Source organism: Calothrix anomala FACHB-343, from assembly GCF_014696435.1.
Lineage (GTDB): Bacteria > Cyanobacteriota > Cyanobacteriia > Cyanobacteriales > Nostocaceae > Aulosira > Aulosira anomala_A.
The window spans coordinates 15,957-31,273 of record NZ_JACJQG010000030.1 but is presented as its reverse complement, the minus strand read 5'-3'; the positions used below and the strand labels follow the sequence as shown (position 1 = coordinate 31,273).

Here is a 15,317-nt window from a genome sequence, read left to right as displayed (position 1 = left end):
CAATTCACGAAAATCTTGATACAAATCCAATGCTTTTTAATTCTTTCCCCCTGCTCCCTGCTCCCTGCCCCCCTGCAAACCCATTTGTATCAAACTTAAAGTGAAACGGTATTACCCAATGCCCAATGCCCAATGCCCAATGCCCCATGCCCCATGCCCCATGCCCCATAATTTATGAATTATTCAATTCGTCCACTTATACAAGAAGATGAACCTTTTCTTTGGCAAATGCTATATGAAGCGGCACACATGGCTGAAGAAGGGAATTTAACTATACAGGATGCCATAAATCATCCCGAACTAGCTAGATATGTGAAAAACTGGGGTGCTAATGGTGATATGGGATTTCTGGCTAGTTTAGTAGATAATAATCAGCCTGTAGGCGCTGCATGGATACGGTTACTGACTGGCGAAAATCGCGGTTATGGATATATTAATGACGAAACTCCAGAACTGGCGATCGCAATTCTGCCAGAATATAGAAATCAAGGTATAGGTACGCAATTAATCACTCATTTATTAGCCGCAGCCAAAGCCTTTTACCCCTCAATATCATTGAGTATCAGAAGTTCAAATCCTGCTTTACTTTTATATCAAAAACTTGGTTGGCGAGCGGTTGATGGTAGTGAAGTCATCAACCGAGTCGGCGGTACTTCTTTCAAAATGAAACTTGATTTATCAAAATAAATTATCCTAAATTTTAGGGGCAGGGTAAGCCCCATTGGTGTGAACTTAACGTGAAACCCTTCTACCGCAAGGAACTGAAGTTCCTTGCTAATAGTCAAAGTCATCTCAAGATGACTAAATATCCTCAAAATCTTGAGTCTACTTCCGTAGGGGCGGGTTCACAGATATGCTCCAATAATTCACGACTATCTCGCTTAACCCGCCCCTACTTGGGTTATTAGCCTGAGAATTCATTCTCAGGCGGATGACAAAGCTAAGACAGAGGATATTTTTAGCTTAAGTTGGCACCTATGGGAGTCACCCCGCTCCTACGGGTTGCAAGCTTGGTAAGTTAACGATCGCGATGTTTTTTATTTGGAAGTCCCCTACACATACAATTCGTATTGTAAAAGCACTTCTGTTTCTTGTTTAGCTGCTTCTATCCATTCTTGCATAGCAGGTAGTTCTAAAATTGCCTCTGCATATTTCCGAGAAATATGATCTAATTGCACATCGTAAGTCACAAACCGCAATACCACAGGGGCAAACATAGCATCAGCAATGGTAAATTTACCAAATAACATATCGCCATCTGCTGCAAATTTTTGGCGAAATTCTTGCCAAATACTAGTAATCCGGTCAATATCTTTTTGCACTTCCGATGTTAACCCTTTTCCAGGAAATTTAGCACGACAATTCATTGGCATATTCTGCCGCAGATTGAGAAATCCTGAGTGCATTTCTGCACTAATAGAACGAGCTAAGGCTCGATTAATTTTATCTTCTGGCCACCAATGCAAATCAGGAAATTCTTCAGCTAGGTATTCGCAAATAGCCAGAGAATCCCAGATACTTTGATTATTATCTAAAAGTACAGGTACTTTTTTTGAAGGCGAATATTCCTGAAGTTGAGATGCAGTTTCTGGGGTGTAAAGAGGAATGCGAATTTCCTCAAATTGCACCCCAAACTGCTTTAAAGCTAACCAAGGACGTAATGACCAAGATGAATAATTTTTATTACCAATTACTAATCTAAGTTGCGTCATGTTGATTTTTATTACCTGTACAACTGCTCAATCCACATACATACATCAACTTCCGAACCGGAAGAGTAGGATTTTCCGCTTACAGGATCGTAAGCTTGCCAATAAATATGACCTTGGCGATCAACCTTTTTGATAACCTCTAATTCTTGAGAATCTGATAGTAGTATTTTTACGGTGTTCTGCCAGAATTTATGCAGTATTTCTTTGATTGAAGTGAGGATATTACTAGCTTTAGAAGTTATTTTTATCTCTTCTGGTTGTAGGCATCTCAATTCATTCCTCATATCATTATTCCTGATAGATGCTCGTGACAACAAAACTCTAACAACACTTGACTAAATAATCAAAACATGGCTTGTATAGTTGCTATAAATGCCATTTATACATATAAAAAACACGAATATAATATTTTTGACAAAACTAAGTCAGCTATTTACGCTGTGTTTTAGCATAACTAAGTATAAAAATCTTTCTTCCCTCACACCTAGCTCCTAACTCCTAGCCCCTAACCCCTAGATCAATTCGCCATGAAACTCTCCCAACTTCGAGCCGTAGTTGCTGTAGCAGATTGTGGTAACTTTAGTGAGGCAGCTTTAAAATTGCAACTTTCCCAACCTGCTATTAGTCATGCGATCGCTACTTTAGAAGAAGAATTAGGTGTACCTTTGTTTGCAAGAGGTCGTCATGGTGCGATACTTACACCTGCGGGAGAGCGTATTGTCTATCATGCGCGTCAATCATTGCATCATCTAGAGATGATGGAACAAGAAGCGAATCTGTCTAAAGGGTTGCATGGTGGACATGTGCGGATTGCAGCCTTTCGCAGTGTTGCTACTCATTTATTACCAAAAGCGATCGCACAATTTCACGATCAATTCCCAGAAGTAGCTGTAACAATCATAGAATGTCTTTCCTACTTAGAGGTAGAACATTGTTTGCGCGAAGGACGAGCCGATTTGGGCGTCACTTATTTACCTACTAGTGATGAATTTGAAGCCTGGGAAATTATCAGAGATGAATATGTCGCGTTGCTACCACCAAACGCCAAGGTTAGCAGCCCACAAATTACTTGGGAAGATATAGCAGTATATTCACCAGTATTGTTATCTTGTTTACCCTGCGGGCGCAATCTCCACAATCACATGAAGTTTGTCGCTAATTTTATCCAGACTAACAGCGATATTCAAGAAGACTCTACGATTGTCAGCCTAGTCAATCAGGGACTAAGGGCTGCTATTATTCCCCAATTAGCAGCCGTACCAATTCCTCACAATGTCCAGGTATATAGTTTACCAACACCCCTGGAAAGAATCATGGGTGTTGCAATTTTAGCTAATGGGTTGCAAATTCCGGCTGTATTCACATTTTTAGAAATGCTAAAGAAATTTGATTTTTACACTTTGGCTAAATCTGCTTATTTATAGTCAAGGTTGGCGTAATTAAATATATAACTGGCAAGGGCTGTCAATAGTCAATAGTCAATAGTCAATAGTCAATAGTCATCGGTTTCTCGTCGTCTCCCTTTTCCTTCTTGTCTTGCCAATAAATAATCAATTAAAGTTTAGTTTTATATACTCTGATTAGAGAAAAATATTATATGGCAAAAAAGTTTTTTTGACTCAGGTGTGGGATAATGAAAACCTTTACACATCAGAATTTCAGATTTTGAGTATCAGGAAAACGTATATTTGGGGATCAAAGTTTTTGTAAATTTTCTCCACAGTTGTAATTGCCGAGTCTGCCGTGGGGATCGCGTAAGTTCAAGGGATAGATAACTGATTGGAGAACTTGTGGCGAAAATAGCTGTCAACAATCAGTTTTAAATGGGATGATAAAGTAACAACAGAGAGCAGGGATTAATTATGATTCTTCCCTTGTTTCTTCTGGTCGTAGGATAGCATCGCAATATCGGATCAGAGTTGTCAAGCGATCGCTAATTGTTTGCAGCCTTGCTTGTGCAGTTGACACCTGCCTTGCACCTTGGAAAAACATAATGTCAATTTCCAACAACCGTAGCTGCTTACTCATCTCTGTCCGATAAGACTGCTCCTTTGAGTCTTCCTCAGTTAAAGGTACAATCTGCTGTACAAACAATTGTTTTAAGGAGGCTAAACGCTGTCGCAGTTGATTCGCATTGAGTGGGGTGTTAGTAGCATCAGAGCGGAACTCCTCTAGAAAGCTAGCCAATACCTGATATTTATCTGTATTTAGAGACATCCAGTGCTAGTTAAGATAGTATTAATGTCAAGTAATTTTTTTTCTACAATAAACTTTCTTAAGCTCTTTTTAGAACTAGAAGCCTCAAATTACGCTTTGAGGCTTCATTTGCCAGCAATATATATTTGGGATGATGCAGCAAGAAACCCGCACTGGATGATTACCATAGGCAATAAAGGTATCAGATTTATATGACTTGATGAACTAGCCTTTGGACAACAGCATTTGCTATCGACAATGCTGTAATTTTTGTCCCTATCTGAAATTAACCACAGATCACCTCTAGTCCCCTTTGTATGAGCACTATAGTTCTTAATTCTTCAGTTGATATTCCCCTTCCGGATTGGCTTAAGAAATGCATAGTCCATTCATCAACTAATAATGGCAATGCTGAAAGCGATCGCAGGTTTAACGATGCTAATTTAATTTGTCGTGCATTTGAATTTGCTTATCAACTGCATCAAGGACAATACCGTAAATCTGGCGAACCTTACATTTGTCATCCCGTCGCTGTAGCGGGATTACTACATGATTTAGGTGGTAGTCCTGCTATGATAGCAGCTGGATTTCTCCATGATGTAGTGGAAGATACAGATATCACAATTGAGCAAATAGGAGAGCTTTTTGGCGCAGAAGTTAGACAATTAGTTGAAGGCGTCACCAAACTTTCTAAAATTAATTTCAAAAGTAAAACAGAAAGTCAAGCGGAAAACTTTCGGCGGATGTTTTTAGCAATGGCGCAAGATATTCGCGTCATTGTGGTGAAGTTAGCAGACCGTTTACATAATATGCGAACTTTACAAGTAATGCCAGATGAAAAACGCCGCCGTATTGCCCAAGAAACCAGAGATATTTTTGCGCCCTTAGCTAATCGTTTGGGGATCTGGCATTTTAAATGGGAACTAGAAGATTTATCTTTTAAATATTTAGAGCCTGATGCTTTCCGGCAAATTCAACAGCACGTTTCTGAGAAACGCACATCGCGAGAAGAAAAATTAGCTAAAGCCACAGCCATTTTACGCGATCGCTTGCAACAAGCCAGCATCAAATGCCTGGATATTAGCGGTCGTCCCAAGCATCTTTATAGTATCTACCAAAAGATGCAACGACAGCAAAAAGAATTTCATGAGATTTATGACTTAGCAGCATTGCGAATAATTGTTGAAACTAACGAAGAATGTTACCGTGCTTTAGCCATAGTTCATGATGCCTTTCGCCCAATTCCTGGTAGATTTAAAGATTACATTGGACTACCAAAACCAAACCGTTACCAGTCATTGCATACTGGTGTAATTGGGCTGACAGGTCGTCCGTTAGAAGTACAAATTCGCACAATGGAAATGCACCATATTGCGGAGTACGGAATTGCTGCCCATTGGAAATATAAAGAAACAGGCAATTCTAATAATAGCCATTTAAGTGCTACTGATGAAAAATTTACTTGGTTGCGGCAATTACTGGAATGGCAAAGCGATTTAAAAGATGCCCAAGAGTATTTAGATAGCGTCAAAGATAATTTATTTGAAGATGATGTATATGTATTCACCCCTAAAGGTGATGTCATACCCTTAAGCCCTGGTGCCACCAGTATAGATTTTGCTTACCACATTCATACTGAAGTTGGCAACCACTGCGCCGGGGCAAAAGTGAACGGGCGGATGGTTCCCCTATCAACCCGCTTGCAAAACGGGGATATTGTGGAAATCATGACGCAAAAGAACAGCCACCCCAGCTTGGATTGGTTGAACTTTGTCAGAACCTCCGCCGCTAAATACCGGATTAAACAATGGTACAAGCGATCGCGCCGGGAAGAAAATGTAGCTCGCGGTCGGGAATTACTAGAAAAAGAACTGGGTAAAACCGGTTTTGATAGCCTGCTGAAATCAGATGCAATGCAGAGTGTCGCCGAAAAATGTAATTACCACAGCGTAGAAGATTTACTTGCCGGTTTAGGTTACGGTGAAATCACCTTAAATCTAGTATTAAACCGTTGGCGTGAAGTAGTCAAAGCCCAACAACCCCTTGCTGTTGTTCAGCCATTTCTCCCCAAAGAATCAGCCGCAGCTAACAAAGCTTTACGCGATGCGCCTGCAACCTCCCGTGCCAGCGATTCGCCAATTGTTGGGGTAGAAGGTTTGGTATATCATCTAGCTGGCTGTTGTACGCCCATTCCTGGCGAACCAATTATTGGTGTAGTGACCAGAGGTAAAGGCATTTCCATCCACCGCCAAGGCTGTCATAACCTCGAATGCGTAGAATATGAACGCCTAGTACCAGTAGGTTGGAACCCGGCCGCCGAACATAGTTCTCGTCCCCATACTTACCCGGTGAATGTTCAAATTGAAGCATTAGACCGAGTGGGTGTTTTAAAGGATATTTTATCGCGGTTAAGCGACCAGGGAATTAACGTCCGTTATGCCCAGGTAAAAACAGCCATTGGACAACCAGCATTAATGGACTTGGGTATAGATATACGCGATCGCCCCCAACTAGAACAAGTGTTTGTGCAAATTAAAAAAATGAGCGACATTCTCAATATTCGGCGCATCGGTCAAATTGACGAGTAGGGGCGGGGTTTTATCCCGCCCTTTGTGCCAATGGTCAATGGTCAATTGTCAATGGTCAATGGTCAATGGTCAATGGTCAATGGTCAATGGTCAATGGTCATTTGTCCTCCTTGTCCCCCTTGTCCCCCTTGTCCCCCTTGTCCTCCATGCCCAATGCCCCATGCCCATCACTTAATCGCTTTCCTCACCAATTCGGGAATTTGGGAAGGGCGTTCGGCTACGGGTACATGTGCTTCTTGGAAAGCCAATAATTTATGTTGTGCTGTGCCAAAGTTGGGATCGCGGCCGATAATGGTGGCTAAAGTGCCAGTTTGCCGCCAATGTTTGCCTGGGGGGGCGTGTTTCCCGGCAATATAGGCAATTACTGGTTTATCAATGGCTTCGGCAATGTAGCGGGCTGCGGCTTCTTCACTACCGCCGCCTGGTTGCCCGACTAAAACAATTGCTTGTGTGCTTTCATCCTCATCGAGAATTTGCAGCCATTGCAGAAATGATGAGCCAACTATGGTATCGCTGCCAATACTGACGCTAATCGATTGCCCTAAACCGGCTTTGGTTAATTCCCAAGCAACTTCGTAGGTGAGAGTACTGCTACGGCTGACAATTCCCACATTGCCAGGGGTATAAAATTCACTGGGGTGAGTACCGAGAATAATTTTCCCCGGAACGATGATCCCCGGACTGTTAGGGCCGACTACCAAAGTTTCACAAGCTTCGGCTTTGCGGAGTAATTGCACCATATCTAAAGGTGGCACGCCAGCCGAGATGATGATAATCTGGCGAATATTCGAGGCGATCGCTTCTAAGGCTGCATCTAGAACTTGGTAAGGATTAACACATATAATAGTTGTGTCAATAGGCCCAAACTGTTTGACAACTTCCTCCACTAAATCGAAGACTGGCAGATCGTACAATTGTTTTCCACCAAATCCAGGATTTACACCAGCAACTAAATTAGTACCATAAGCTTTCATTTGCGTCACATGAGTTGCTGTGATAAATTCACTGAAACCTTGGATGATGACTTTACTGTCTAGGGTTAAATTCATAAAAAATTACGGTAATTTTGCCATCCCAGCGCTATAAGTACGGGGAAGATATCAATACATGAGTTAACGATCGTCTAATTTGCACAATCTTGGGTTAAGACAGTCATTAGTTGTGAAAATAGCAATAACCAATGATAGATAAAGCGATCGCACAATAAATATGTGTTTTAGATTACACGAGTTTACAACAGATAATTTTGACTATATTTTACAAATATTGTGGAAAAAAACTGATTAATTCTAGGTTATGCTACAAAAATGTTAAACAAGTATTGCATAACACATTCACTTATTGTTACTTTTCCCAAAGTTCCAATGAATTGGGATCGTCAACACAAGTTATACCAATTTTAAAAAAGAATGCGACAGATGCGTAGGTTGGGTTAAACGGAGTGAAACCCAACATATACAAGGCGTTGGGGTGTTGGGTTACCCTTCGGGAAGCCGCTCCGCGTCTACGTTCCTCAACCCAACCTACATTTGTAGCGATCATTCTTCAAATTGGTATTAGTTGTTAATTACAATACTCATTCAACATCTAGTGTATGTCTGGATTGCAGCTATTTTGATTCGCCGACTCTACCGTTTAGATACAGTTGACTTAGCCAAACGTACTGATTCTGCTACTGCTTCGTCTAGATTTTCGACTACGATCGGGCTATCACTTTGGGTTTTCAAGCTAGCTAAATATTTTCTAGCTGTGTCAAATTCTGAACCAGCCAGCCGGACTACTAATCGGGGAGAACCACTATCACGACGGCTTCTTTGCCCATTAGAACGGACAGCTTGGGGTTTAATTTCCGTTTTATCTTGTTGAATAAATTTGCCAATCACCTCAGCCAATTCTGTATCTTGGGAACTGCTACCTAAGAGATTGATCAAAATTACTTGTATGCTTTTATCAGCAGTCAAGATTTTTAAACTGGTATCTAAGCGATCGCAAAATGTCGTCTCGGCTGTATCGCTTAAAAAAGCATGACGTAAATTTAAGCACAATCCCGGCTTACCCCCAGAATTGACAACTAAATCTAAAGTTGCCAATACCGAACCCGTACCATTACCGAGAATGCCGATTTTACCGTGTGTTTCTCCACTATCCCATTTACCCCCATGCCCGTTATTCTCGCTATTACCGTGAGATTTGACAATTTTTGCTGCCATTTGGGAAATTTCTGGATGTCGCCCAATCGCTCGTTCATTAACTCTGACTTTACCATTCAAAGCCATAACTTGGCCGGAAGCACTCACCCCTAGAGGATTAATTTCGACTAAGTCTAAATCTTTCTGGATGAATAACTGATACATTTTTTCGATCGCATCGCTAATCGACTGCATCAAGGTACCTTCTAAACCCAACTTTAAAGCTAGTCTGCGGGCATAAAAGGGCGAAAACTCCTGTTCTACCACCACATATTCCATTTTTTCCCCGGCTGATTCCCAATCAATATCAGCTTCCTTGCAGCCTAAAAGCACTGGGCGACAGACCGCAGTATCTAAAACTACTGCTAAATATAATTCTTGCTTGGCATCATATTTTGACTCTGCCAATACCACCTCTGGTAACTCGCCCCAAATTGGCAAATTGAAGATTGTTTGCGCAGCTGCGATCGCATCGATGGTTGTTTCTACAATCCTGACTCCACCTGCTTTCGCCCGTTCAGCTGCATGGACTTGCGATTTTAACACTACAGGATAACGAATTTTTAACCGCTTGAGATCGGTGGGATGATCGATTCTTTGAGATGGCAATACAGGAATGCCGATTTTCCCAAACCATTCTTTAACTTGGTATTCTAATAAATCCATGAACACGCACCTGGTAGCGACATTTGCAGAGTATTTCTGTAACTATTGCTGTTAATCTTTCACAGCAACTTGATGACAAACTTAGCTATGCATACCTATAAAAATTTAATTTCATCAATCAATTTTATCTAATTCAGTCAATAAGGTAAATTAAACTTTCCCCGTCAAAAATTAGTAGTAGTTCCCCAATAGGTAATTAATCTCCTCAGTAAATTTCCCAGGTTGTCAGTGAATCATCATATTCATCAGCAACCGCGATCGTCAGGTATATTTAGCTTTTGACAATTCTTAGTGTACTGTAAATGCTCAACTCAAGCTCAGTAGCAGCGATGCATTTTATCTGCCTTGGGAACTGAGGGAAAATAACCAAAGATTTTATTATGCCCATTTTTTAGGAGTAATTTCTCATTTCCGTAAGATTGTCAAATAGTACTTGAATTGGGGGACAACTAGGTAGAGACAGGTAATTCCTGTTCTATATATTTTTGGTGAAAACTCAGAATTTGTGTTAGAAAGTTGGTCAATCTGATTCTCTGGCTCTGGTTGCTTAAACTGTGCATCTGCATTCCAAAAACGAAAGTCCTAACTTTCCCTCTCTCGAAGATAAGAAACACTATATAGAAGAAACCTCTATGAAAGTAGCAGTTCAGCAAGATGACCTACAGCTACTAACCAAAACTTTGCAGGAACTATTTCTGGCCGAAGTCCCGTTTGGTGGAGCCTTCCAAGTGAAGTGTGCTGTCAATAATGATGAATTAATGATTCTCATTCAACATCCAACAGGCTTGACAGTTGACACTCACACAGTCTTTCAAGTACTTGAGGATGCCATCCAGTCACTACTAAGTCATCGGCATGAACCTATACAATGCTTTCTGCGAGTATTGGGTGAAAAACGTCCTTATACCAAACGTTCCCTCTATATTAATCAGAGGGTAGAAATTGATGAGATAAATGCCTATAATCTGCAACAGGCAAGTGTTGCGCAAGAATCTACGGATAATGCCTTTGGTAATGAGTTAATCTTCCCTTCTTTATCCGATCCTATACCGGAGAACAGAAGCGATGCAGTGAATTCCGACTTCACGCCAACTAATGCCAAAACTGCATTCAGTGATGAGACTGACTTACCTTTTACACCACCTGTATTTGGCCGTTCATTTGCTGATGAATTTGACGAGTCAGTCACTCCCCCTGATTCCACACCAACATTCAGCGATTTCAACCACGAATCCGATGCAGCCTTTGCTTCTACTATCTCCAATGGTTCTTTTAGCGATGACATTGAGGAAGAAGCACCCTTCGATCCCTTCGCAGACTCACCAAATTTATTAACTTCTAAGTCCAAAAAACCCATCAAGTTAATATTGTTGGCTGTAGCTGGTGTAGGAACTTTGGTTTTAGGTAGCGGAATTTACTTTCTCGCCAATCCTTGTATTCTTTCAAATTGTCCAGCAATACAAAATGCGGAACAATTAACAACTGAATCTAAACGCTTGATGCGTCAGGCGAAATCTGAGCAGCAATTAGTCGCAGTACAACAACAAATCGAAGCTTCCAAGACTGAACTAGCACAGATTCCTGGCTGGTCGCTGAATAAGGGCAAAATTGAGGAACTACAAGCTAATTTAACTAGTTCGAGCGAAAAAATCGATGGGGTAGTCAAAGCTTTACAAGCAGGAACTTTGGCTATCAAGAAAACCCAAACGCCTACTACTAACTTAGAAGAATTACAGGCGAGACAAAAACTATGGCGAAGAGCGATCGCTCCATTAGAAGCCATATCTAATAGTAGCGAATTGTACAATTTAGCTCAAGTAAAATTGATGAGTTATCGTGCTGGATTAAACAGTATTAATCAGCAATTACTCGTAGCTGAGAAATGGCTCAAAAAACTGACCGCAGCAAAAGCTGTAGCGAATGCCGCCACCCAACAAGAAACCACAATTAAATCCTTAAGGGATTTAATCAAAGTTCAGTCTACTTGGCAAGTAGCAGTTAATGCTTTGATTATCATTCCGCCTAGTAGCTCAGAATATCAACAAGCACAAGAACTGTTAAAAGAATATAAACCAAAATTAGCAACAGCACGCAATCGCGCCACTAAAGAACAACTAGCCGCAAAAACCTATCAACAAGCTATTAACGCCGCCAAGCAAGCTAAAGAGTTTGAGCAGAAGCAACAATGGCAAGGGGCAGTTGCTCAATGGGAACTAGCTTTACAGTCTGCTAAACAAATAAATGAGGATAGCTTTCAATATCGTCAAGCGCAATCTTTAATTGAACCTTATTCTACAACCCTCAAGCAAGCACAAGCAAAACTAGAAATCGCGAATAATTTGCAAAAAACTCGTACAGATCTCAATAAAGTTTGTACTCAGGGGCTACGGATATGTACTTTTACTATCAGTAATCAAGAAATTAATGTCCAATTAACCCGTGAATATGACCAAGCAAGGCAAAGTAATATACCAGCAAATTCAGGAAATCCGGGGATGATTGCCAATGGCAATAGACACTTGGAAGTTTTACAGCAAGCTTTAGGTGTAATTAGTGACAATGCGAATATGTCTTTAGCTATCTACGATTCCCAAGGCAGACCAGTATATAAGCGATCGCTAGAAGGGTAGATTTGATTATAGGGCATGGGGCAAGTGGGCATGGGGCATTGATTGCCCTGTGTCTTTGTTTGTGCTTGTCCTGAGGATTTTTTATCGGAGACTAATGGATTTTCTTATGCTTATGGCTAGTGGAATTTATGCGATCGCTAACATTGGTCGGTTTAAAGTGTTTGTTGGTGATGTCCATAGTATTAAACTAGTTTGGCCGGGAATCTTGGACATGCTGAACAGTGGTAGTTATCCCCACACAGCATTGCAACAAGAATGGCGACAAGTCTCACAGCAGCGACATTTCACATTTCACACCCACCAAGAAATTCAAAACAATCCAGAAATTGTTGGTATTGAGCAGCTGACAACTGACACGCGCGATTTAAAAGCGTAATAGTTTATACATAACCAAAGCCCGATCCTGTCTGGATTCTTAATTTTGAATTTTGAATTTTGAATTTTGAATTGGTATAAGGCTGTATTCTCAAATAGGGGAATTCTCGATTTAAAAATTACTCTATGTCAGCTGGACAAAAACTGCGTCAGTTATTAGCGCGTCCTGAAATTATTGTGATTCCTGGGGTTTATGACTGTTTGGGTGCGAAACTAGCCCAAAAGTCAGGTTTTGAAGTAGTAGCTACTAGCGGTTTCGGTATTGCTGCTTCTACCTTGGGTTTACCAGATTACGGTTTTCTCACGGCTACAGAAATGCTCTACAGTGTAGGGCGAATTGCTCAGTCAATTGATGTACCGTTGATTGCGGATTTAGATACTGGCTATGGTAACGCCTTGAATGTGATGCGGACTATCAAGGATGCTGTACAGTTGGGTTTGGCTGGGGTACTGTTAGAGGATCAGGAATGGCCGAAAAAGTGCGGTCATTTTGAAGGTAAGCGTGTGGTTTCCCTGGCAGAACATGCAGGTAAAATCCGCGCGGCTGTAGAAGCTAGAGGTGATAGCGATTTAGTTATTATTGCCCGGACTGATGCCCGCGCGCCACTAGGTTTAGAAGAAGCGATCGCTCGCGGTCGTGCTTATATTGCAGCTGGTGCAGATATACTATTTGTGGAAGCGCCCCAATCTGTTGAAGAATTAAAAGCGATCGCCACCGCTTTTCCCAACGTGCCACTAGTCGCTAATATCGTTGAAGGTGGTAAAACTCCGCAGATGTCTCCGGCTGAGTTACAGCAATTAGGTTTCAAAATCGTCTTTTTCCCCTTAACTGCTTTATTAGCCGTCACAAAAATTATGACTGCTTGCTTTGAGCAGCTTAAAGCCGAGGGAAACACAGCGAATTTTTCAGAATTAGTCAGCTTTCAAGATTTTCAAGCACTGGTTGGCGTTCCGCAATATCTGCAAATTGAAAAGGAGTTTGCGGCAGAAAATTACCAGCCAATTTCTGACAAAATTTAGTAATAATTCACCAGCAAAAATTTAACATGAGCGCTAACATTTCTGACATTACAGTTACAACCATCAATGGTGAGAATAAGCAATTAAGCGAGTATCAGGGTAAAGTACTCTTAATTGTGAATGTCGCATCCTACTGTGGTTATACTCCTCAATATGAGGGGTTAGAAAAGTTGAACCAAGAATATCAAGATGCGGGATTAAGCATTCTGGCTTTTCCTTGCAATGATTTTGGCGCACAAGAACCAGGTAGCAACGAAGAAATTGTTCAATTCTGTACTAGTAAGTATGGAGTTAGTTTTGAACTATTCGATAAAGTGCAAACTAAAGGGGCGCAAGAACACCCACTTTATGCCAGACTCACAAATGCAGTTGAACCAACCGGGCCTGTAGCTTGGAATTTTGAAAAGTTTGTAGTTAATAAGCAAGGTGAAGTTGTCGCGCGGTTTAAAAGTAGTGTTAAGCCATATTCACCCGAATTAATTGCAACTCTCGAAAGTGAATTAGCAAAATAATCAATTCAAGGATGAAGGATAAAGTAGGTAGGTGTCATTGGTCATTTGTCATTGGTCATTTGTCATTTGTCATTTGTCATTTGTCATTGGTCATTGGTAAAGATTTTATTTTATTTTCTTTACTTTTGGTAAAATATTTTGGTTGATTTTGACTGACTTACTTATACTTTATCCTTCATCTTTAAATTTTATGATTATCAATACAGCTGCGTAGGTTGGGTTGAGGAACGAAACCCAACATTTCCATCGGTTTGTTGGGTTTCACTTCGTTCAACCCAACCTACAATGATCCTTAACTGAACCGTCTTGCTATATAATTTTGCGTAATTGTTAAAAACAATAAAAATCTTTTTTTCTCATCCCTAGCCCCTAGCCCCTAGTTCAGTTAGCGCCAAAAACATTAAGCTGCGTAGGTTGGGTTGAGGAACGAAACCCAACATTTCCAGGGATTTGTTGGGTTTCACTTCGTTCAACCCAACCTACAATTATACTTAAATGAACCGTATTGCTATATAATTTTGCGTAATTCTTAAAAACAATAAAAATCTATCTTTTCTCATCCCTAGCCCCTAGCCCCTAATCCCTAGCCCCTATCTTTATGAATATTGCAATTATTGGTTGTGGTTATGTTGGTTGTGCAGTTGCTAAATATTGGCAAGAAAAAAATAACTTTGTCGTGACTGCAACTACAACCACACCTGCAAGAATCTCAGAATTAGAAACCGTATCCCAAAACGTTATCGTCACAAAAGGCAACGACTATGAGGGTTTAAAAGCAGCATTAACAAATCAAGATGTAGTGCTGTTAACTGTCTCTGCTAAAGGTGGTGATTATGAAACAGCCTATTTACAAACGGCTAAAACTTTAGTGTCCATTTTACCAGAAATATCTACTATTCAGCAAGTTATATATACAGGCTCTTATTCTGTATATGGTAATAGAAATGGCGCGGTTGTCGATGAAGAAACAATCGTGAATCCTAGCAACCCTAATAGTATTATAATGCGACAAACTGAAGAAGTATTACTATCAGCAGCTACTGAAAATCTTCGCGTTTGTATTTTGCGTTTAGGCGGTATTTATGGCCCTGGTAGAGAATTGATAAAAATATTTAAGCGCGTTGCGGGTACAACTCGTCCTGGTACTGGTGATGATATCGCTAATTGGATTCATCTTGATGATATTGTGGGTGTAATTGACTTGGCGCGGGAAGATAATTGGCAAGGTATTTATAATGTAGTAGATGATGCACATTTAATTAATCGAGAATTTTTTGCTCAGTTATTTGCAAAACATAATTTACCGTCAATTAGTTGGGATGCTTCCCAAGAAAGTAACCGCCCATATAATGTTTGGGTATCGAATCAAAAAATCAAAGATGCTGGATATGAATTAATCCACCCGCAAATGATTTTTTAATTGATATAT

Annotated in this window: 14 protein-coding genes; 8 read left to right on the top strand and 6 right to left on the bottom strand. The window is 40.6% G+C overall.

Annotated features, from left to right (window positions below):
• The first annotated feature begins 174 nt into the window (after positions 1-174).
• On the top strand, positions 175-687 hold the full coding sequence (locus tag H6G08_RS18060) for a GNAT family N-acetyltransferase (protein ID WP_190545386.1): 513 nt from the start codon (positions 175-177) through the stop codon (positions 685-687).
• A gap of 365 nt (positions 688-1,052) precedes the next feature.
• Here the strand turns inward: H6G08_RS18060 and H6G08_RS18055 are convergent, their stop codons facing one another.
• Together H6G08_RS18055 and H6G08_RS18050 are read right to left on the bottom strand one after the other, a co-directional pair.
• Positions 1,053-1,712, bottom strand: a complete 660-nt coding sequence (locus H6G08_RS18055; RefSeq protein ID WP_190545385.1) for a glutathione S-transferase family protein — start codon at positions 1,710-1,712, stop codon at positions 1,053-1,055.
• A gap of 11 nt (positions 1,713-1,723) precedes the next feature.
• Positions 1,724-1,996 (bottom strand): hypothetical protein, encoded by a 273-nt coding sequence (locus tag H6G08_RS18050; protein WP_242046186.1) that lies wholly within the window; start codon positions 1,994-1,996, stop codon positions 1,724-1,726.
• A gap of 243 nt (positions 1,997-2,239) precedes the next feature.
• Between H6G08_RS18050 and H6G08_RS18045 the strand changes: the two genes are divergently transcribed.
• Positions 2,240-3,136, top strand: a complete 897-nt coding sequence (locus H6G08_RS18045; protein ID WP_190545383.1) for a LysR family transcriptional regulator — start codon at positions 2,240-2,242, stop codon at positions 3,134-3,136.
• 436 nt (positions 3,137-3,572) lie between these two features.
• Here H6G08_RS18045 and patD read toward each other — a convergent pair whose 3' ends face one another.
• Positions 3,573-3,929, bottom strand: a complete 357-nt coding sequence (patD, locus tag H6G08_RS18040) for a heterocyst frequency control protein PatD (RefSeq protein WP_190545381.1) — start codon at positions 3,927-3,929, stop codon at positions 3,573-3,575.
• A gap of 296 nt (positions 3,930-4,225) precedes the next feature.
• On the opposite strand from patD, the gene H6G08_RS18035 reads away from it, so the two are divergent.
• Positions 4,226-6,496, top strand: coding sequence for a RelA/SpoT family protein (locus tag H6G08_RS18035; RefSeq protein WP_190545379.1), 2,271 nt, complete (start codon positions 4,226-4,228; stop codon positions 6,494-6,496).
• 167 nt (positions 6,497-6,663) lie between these two features.
• Here H6G08_RS18035 and H6G08_RS18030 read toward each other — a convergent pair whose 3' ends face one another.
• The 3 genes from H6G08_RS18030 to H6G08_RS18025 form a co-directional block, all read right to left on the bottom strand.
• On the bottom strand, positions 6,664-7,545 hold the full coding sequence (locus H6G08_RS18030) for a succinate--CoA ligase subunit alpha (RefSeq protein WP_190545376.1): 882 nt from the start codon (positions 7,543-7,545) through the stop codon (positions 6,664-6,666).
• Between the two features lie 295 nt (positions 7,546-7,840).
• Positions 7,841-8,038 carry a hypothetical protein gene (locus H6G08_RS37210; RefSeq protein WP_190555571.1) on the bottom strand — a complete coding sequence of 66 codons (198 nt, stop codon included), beginning with the start codon at positions 8,036-8,038 and terminating at the stop codon, positions 7,841-7,843.
• An 86-nt stretch (positions 8,039-8,124) separates the two neighbouring features.
• Positions 8,125-9,351: a succinate--CoA ligase subunit beta gene (locus H6G08_RS18025; RefSeq protein ID WP_190545374.1), complete on the bottom strand. Its 1,227-nt coding sequence runs from the start codon at positions 9,349-9,351 to the stop codon at positions 8,125-8,127.
• Between the two features lie 632 nt (positions 9,352-9,983).
• Between H6G08_RS18025 and H6G08_RS18020 the strand changes: the two genes are divergently transcribed.
• From H6G08_RS18020 to H6G08_RS18000, 5 genes are all read left to right on the top strand, one after another.
• Positions 9,984-11,981, top strand: a complete 1,998-nt coding sequence (locus H6G08_RS18020; protein WP_190545372.1) for a hypothetical protein — start codon at positions 9,984-9,986, stop codon at positions 11,979-11,981.
• Positions 11,982-12,075: 94 nt separating this feature from the next.
• Positions 12,076-12,357, top strand: coding sequence for a GIY-YIG nuclease family protein (locus H6G08_RS18015; protein WP_242046185.1), 282 nt, complete (start codon positions 12,076-12,078; stop codon positions 12,355-12,357).
• Positions 12,358-12,482: 125 nt separating this feature from the next.
• On the top strand, positions 12,483-13,376 hold the full coding sequence (locus H6G08_RS18010) for an isocitrate lyase/PEP mutase family protein (protein WP_190545370.1): 894 nt from the start codon (positions 12,483-12,485) through the stop codon (positions 13,374-13,376).
• A 26-nt stretch (positions 13,377-13,402) separates the two neighbouring features.
• Positions 13,403-13,888 carry a glutathione peroxidase gene (locus H6G08_RS18005; protein WP_190545368.1) on the top strand — a complete coding sequence of 162 codons (486 nt, stop codon included), beginning with the start codon at positions 13,403-13,405 and terminating at the stop codon, positions 13,886-13,888.
• A gap of 598 nt (positions 13,889-14,486) precedes the next feature.
• Positions 14,487-15,308, top strand: a complete 822-nt coding sequence (locus H6G08_RS18000; protein ID WP_190545366.1) for an SDR family oxidoreductase — start codon at positions 14,487-14,489, stop codon at positions 15,306-15,308.
• Positions 15,309-15,317 lie beyond the last annotated feature (9 nt).

Excerpts from the sequence above, each read along its gene's own strand:
- H6G08_RS18060 (WP_190545386.1), top strand. The coding sequence starts at position 175 with ATGAATTATTCAATTCGTCCACTTATACAAGAAGATGAACCTTTTCTT.
- H6G08_RS18055 (WP_190545385.1), bottom strand. The coding sequence starts at position 1,712 with ATGACGCAACTTAGATTAGTAATTGGTAATAAAAATTATTCATCTTGG.
- H6G08_RS18050 (WP_242046186.1), bottom strand. The coding sequence starts at position 1,996 with ATGAGGAATGAATTGAGATGCCTACAACCAGAAGAGATAAAAATAACT.
- H6G08_RS18045 (WP_190545383.1), top strand. The coding sequence starts at position 2,240 with ATGAAACTCTCCCAACTTCGAGCCGTAGTTGCTGTAGCAGATTGTGGT.
- patD (WP_190545381.1), bottom strand. The coding sequence starts at position 3,929 with ATGTCTCTAAATACAGATAAATATCAGGTATTGGCTAGCTTTCTAGAG.
- H6G08_RS18035 (WP_190545379.1), top strand. The coding sequence starts at position 4,226 with ATGAGCACTATAGTTCTTAATTCTTCAGTTGATATTCCCCTTCCGGAT.
- H6G08_RS18030 (WP_190545376.1), bottom strand. The coding sequence starts at position 7,545 with ATGAATTTAACCCTAGACAGTAAAGTCATCATCCAAGGTTTCAGTGAA.
- H6G08_RS37210 (WP_190555571.1), bottom strand. The coding sequence starts at position 8,038 with ATGATCGCTACAAATGTAGGTTGGGTTGAGGAACGTAGACGCGGAGCG.
- H6G08_RS18025 (WP_190545374.1), bottom strand. The coding sequence starts at position 9,351 with ATGGATTTATTAGAATACCAAGTTAAAGAATGGTTTGGGAAAATCGGC.
- H6G08_RS18020 (WP_190545372.1), top strand. The coding sequence starts at position 9,984 with ATGAAAGTAGCAGTTCAGCAAGATGACCTACAGCTACTAACCAAAACT.
- H6G08_RS18015 (WP_242046185.1), top strand. The coding sequence starts at position 12,076 with ATGGATTTTCTTATGCTTATGGCTAGTGGAATTTATGCGATCGCTAAC.
- H6G08_RS18010 (WP_190545370.1), top strand. The coding sequence starts at position 12,483 with ATGTCAGCTGGACAAAAACTGCGTCAGTTATTAGCGCGTCCTGAAATT.
- H6G08_RS18005 (WP_190545368.1), top strand. The coding sequence starts at position 13,403 with ATGAGCGCTAACATTTCTGACATTACAGTTACAACCATCAATGGTGAG.
- H6G08_RS18000 (WP_190545366.1), top strand. The coding sequence starts at position 14,487 with ATGAATATTGCAATTATTGGTTGTGGTTATGTTGGTTGTGCAGTTGCT.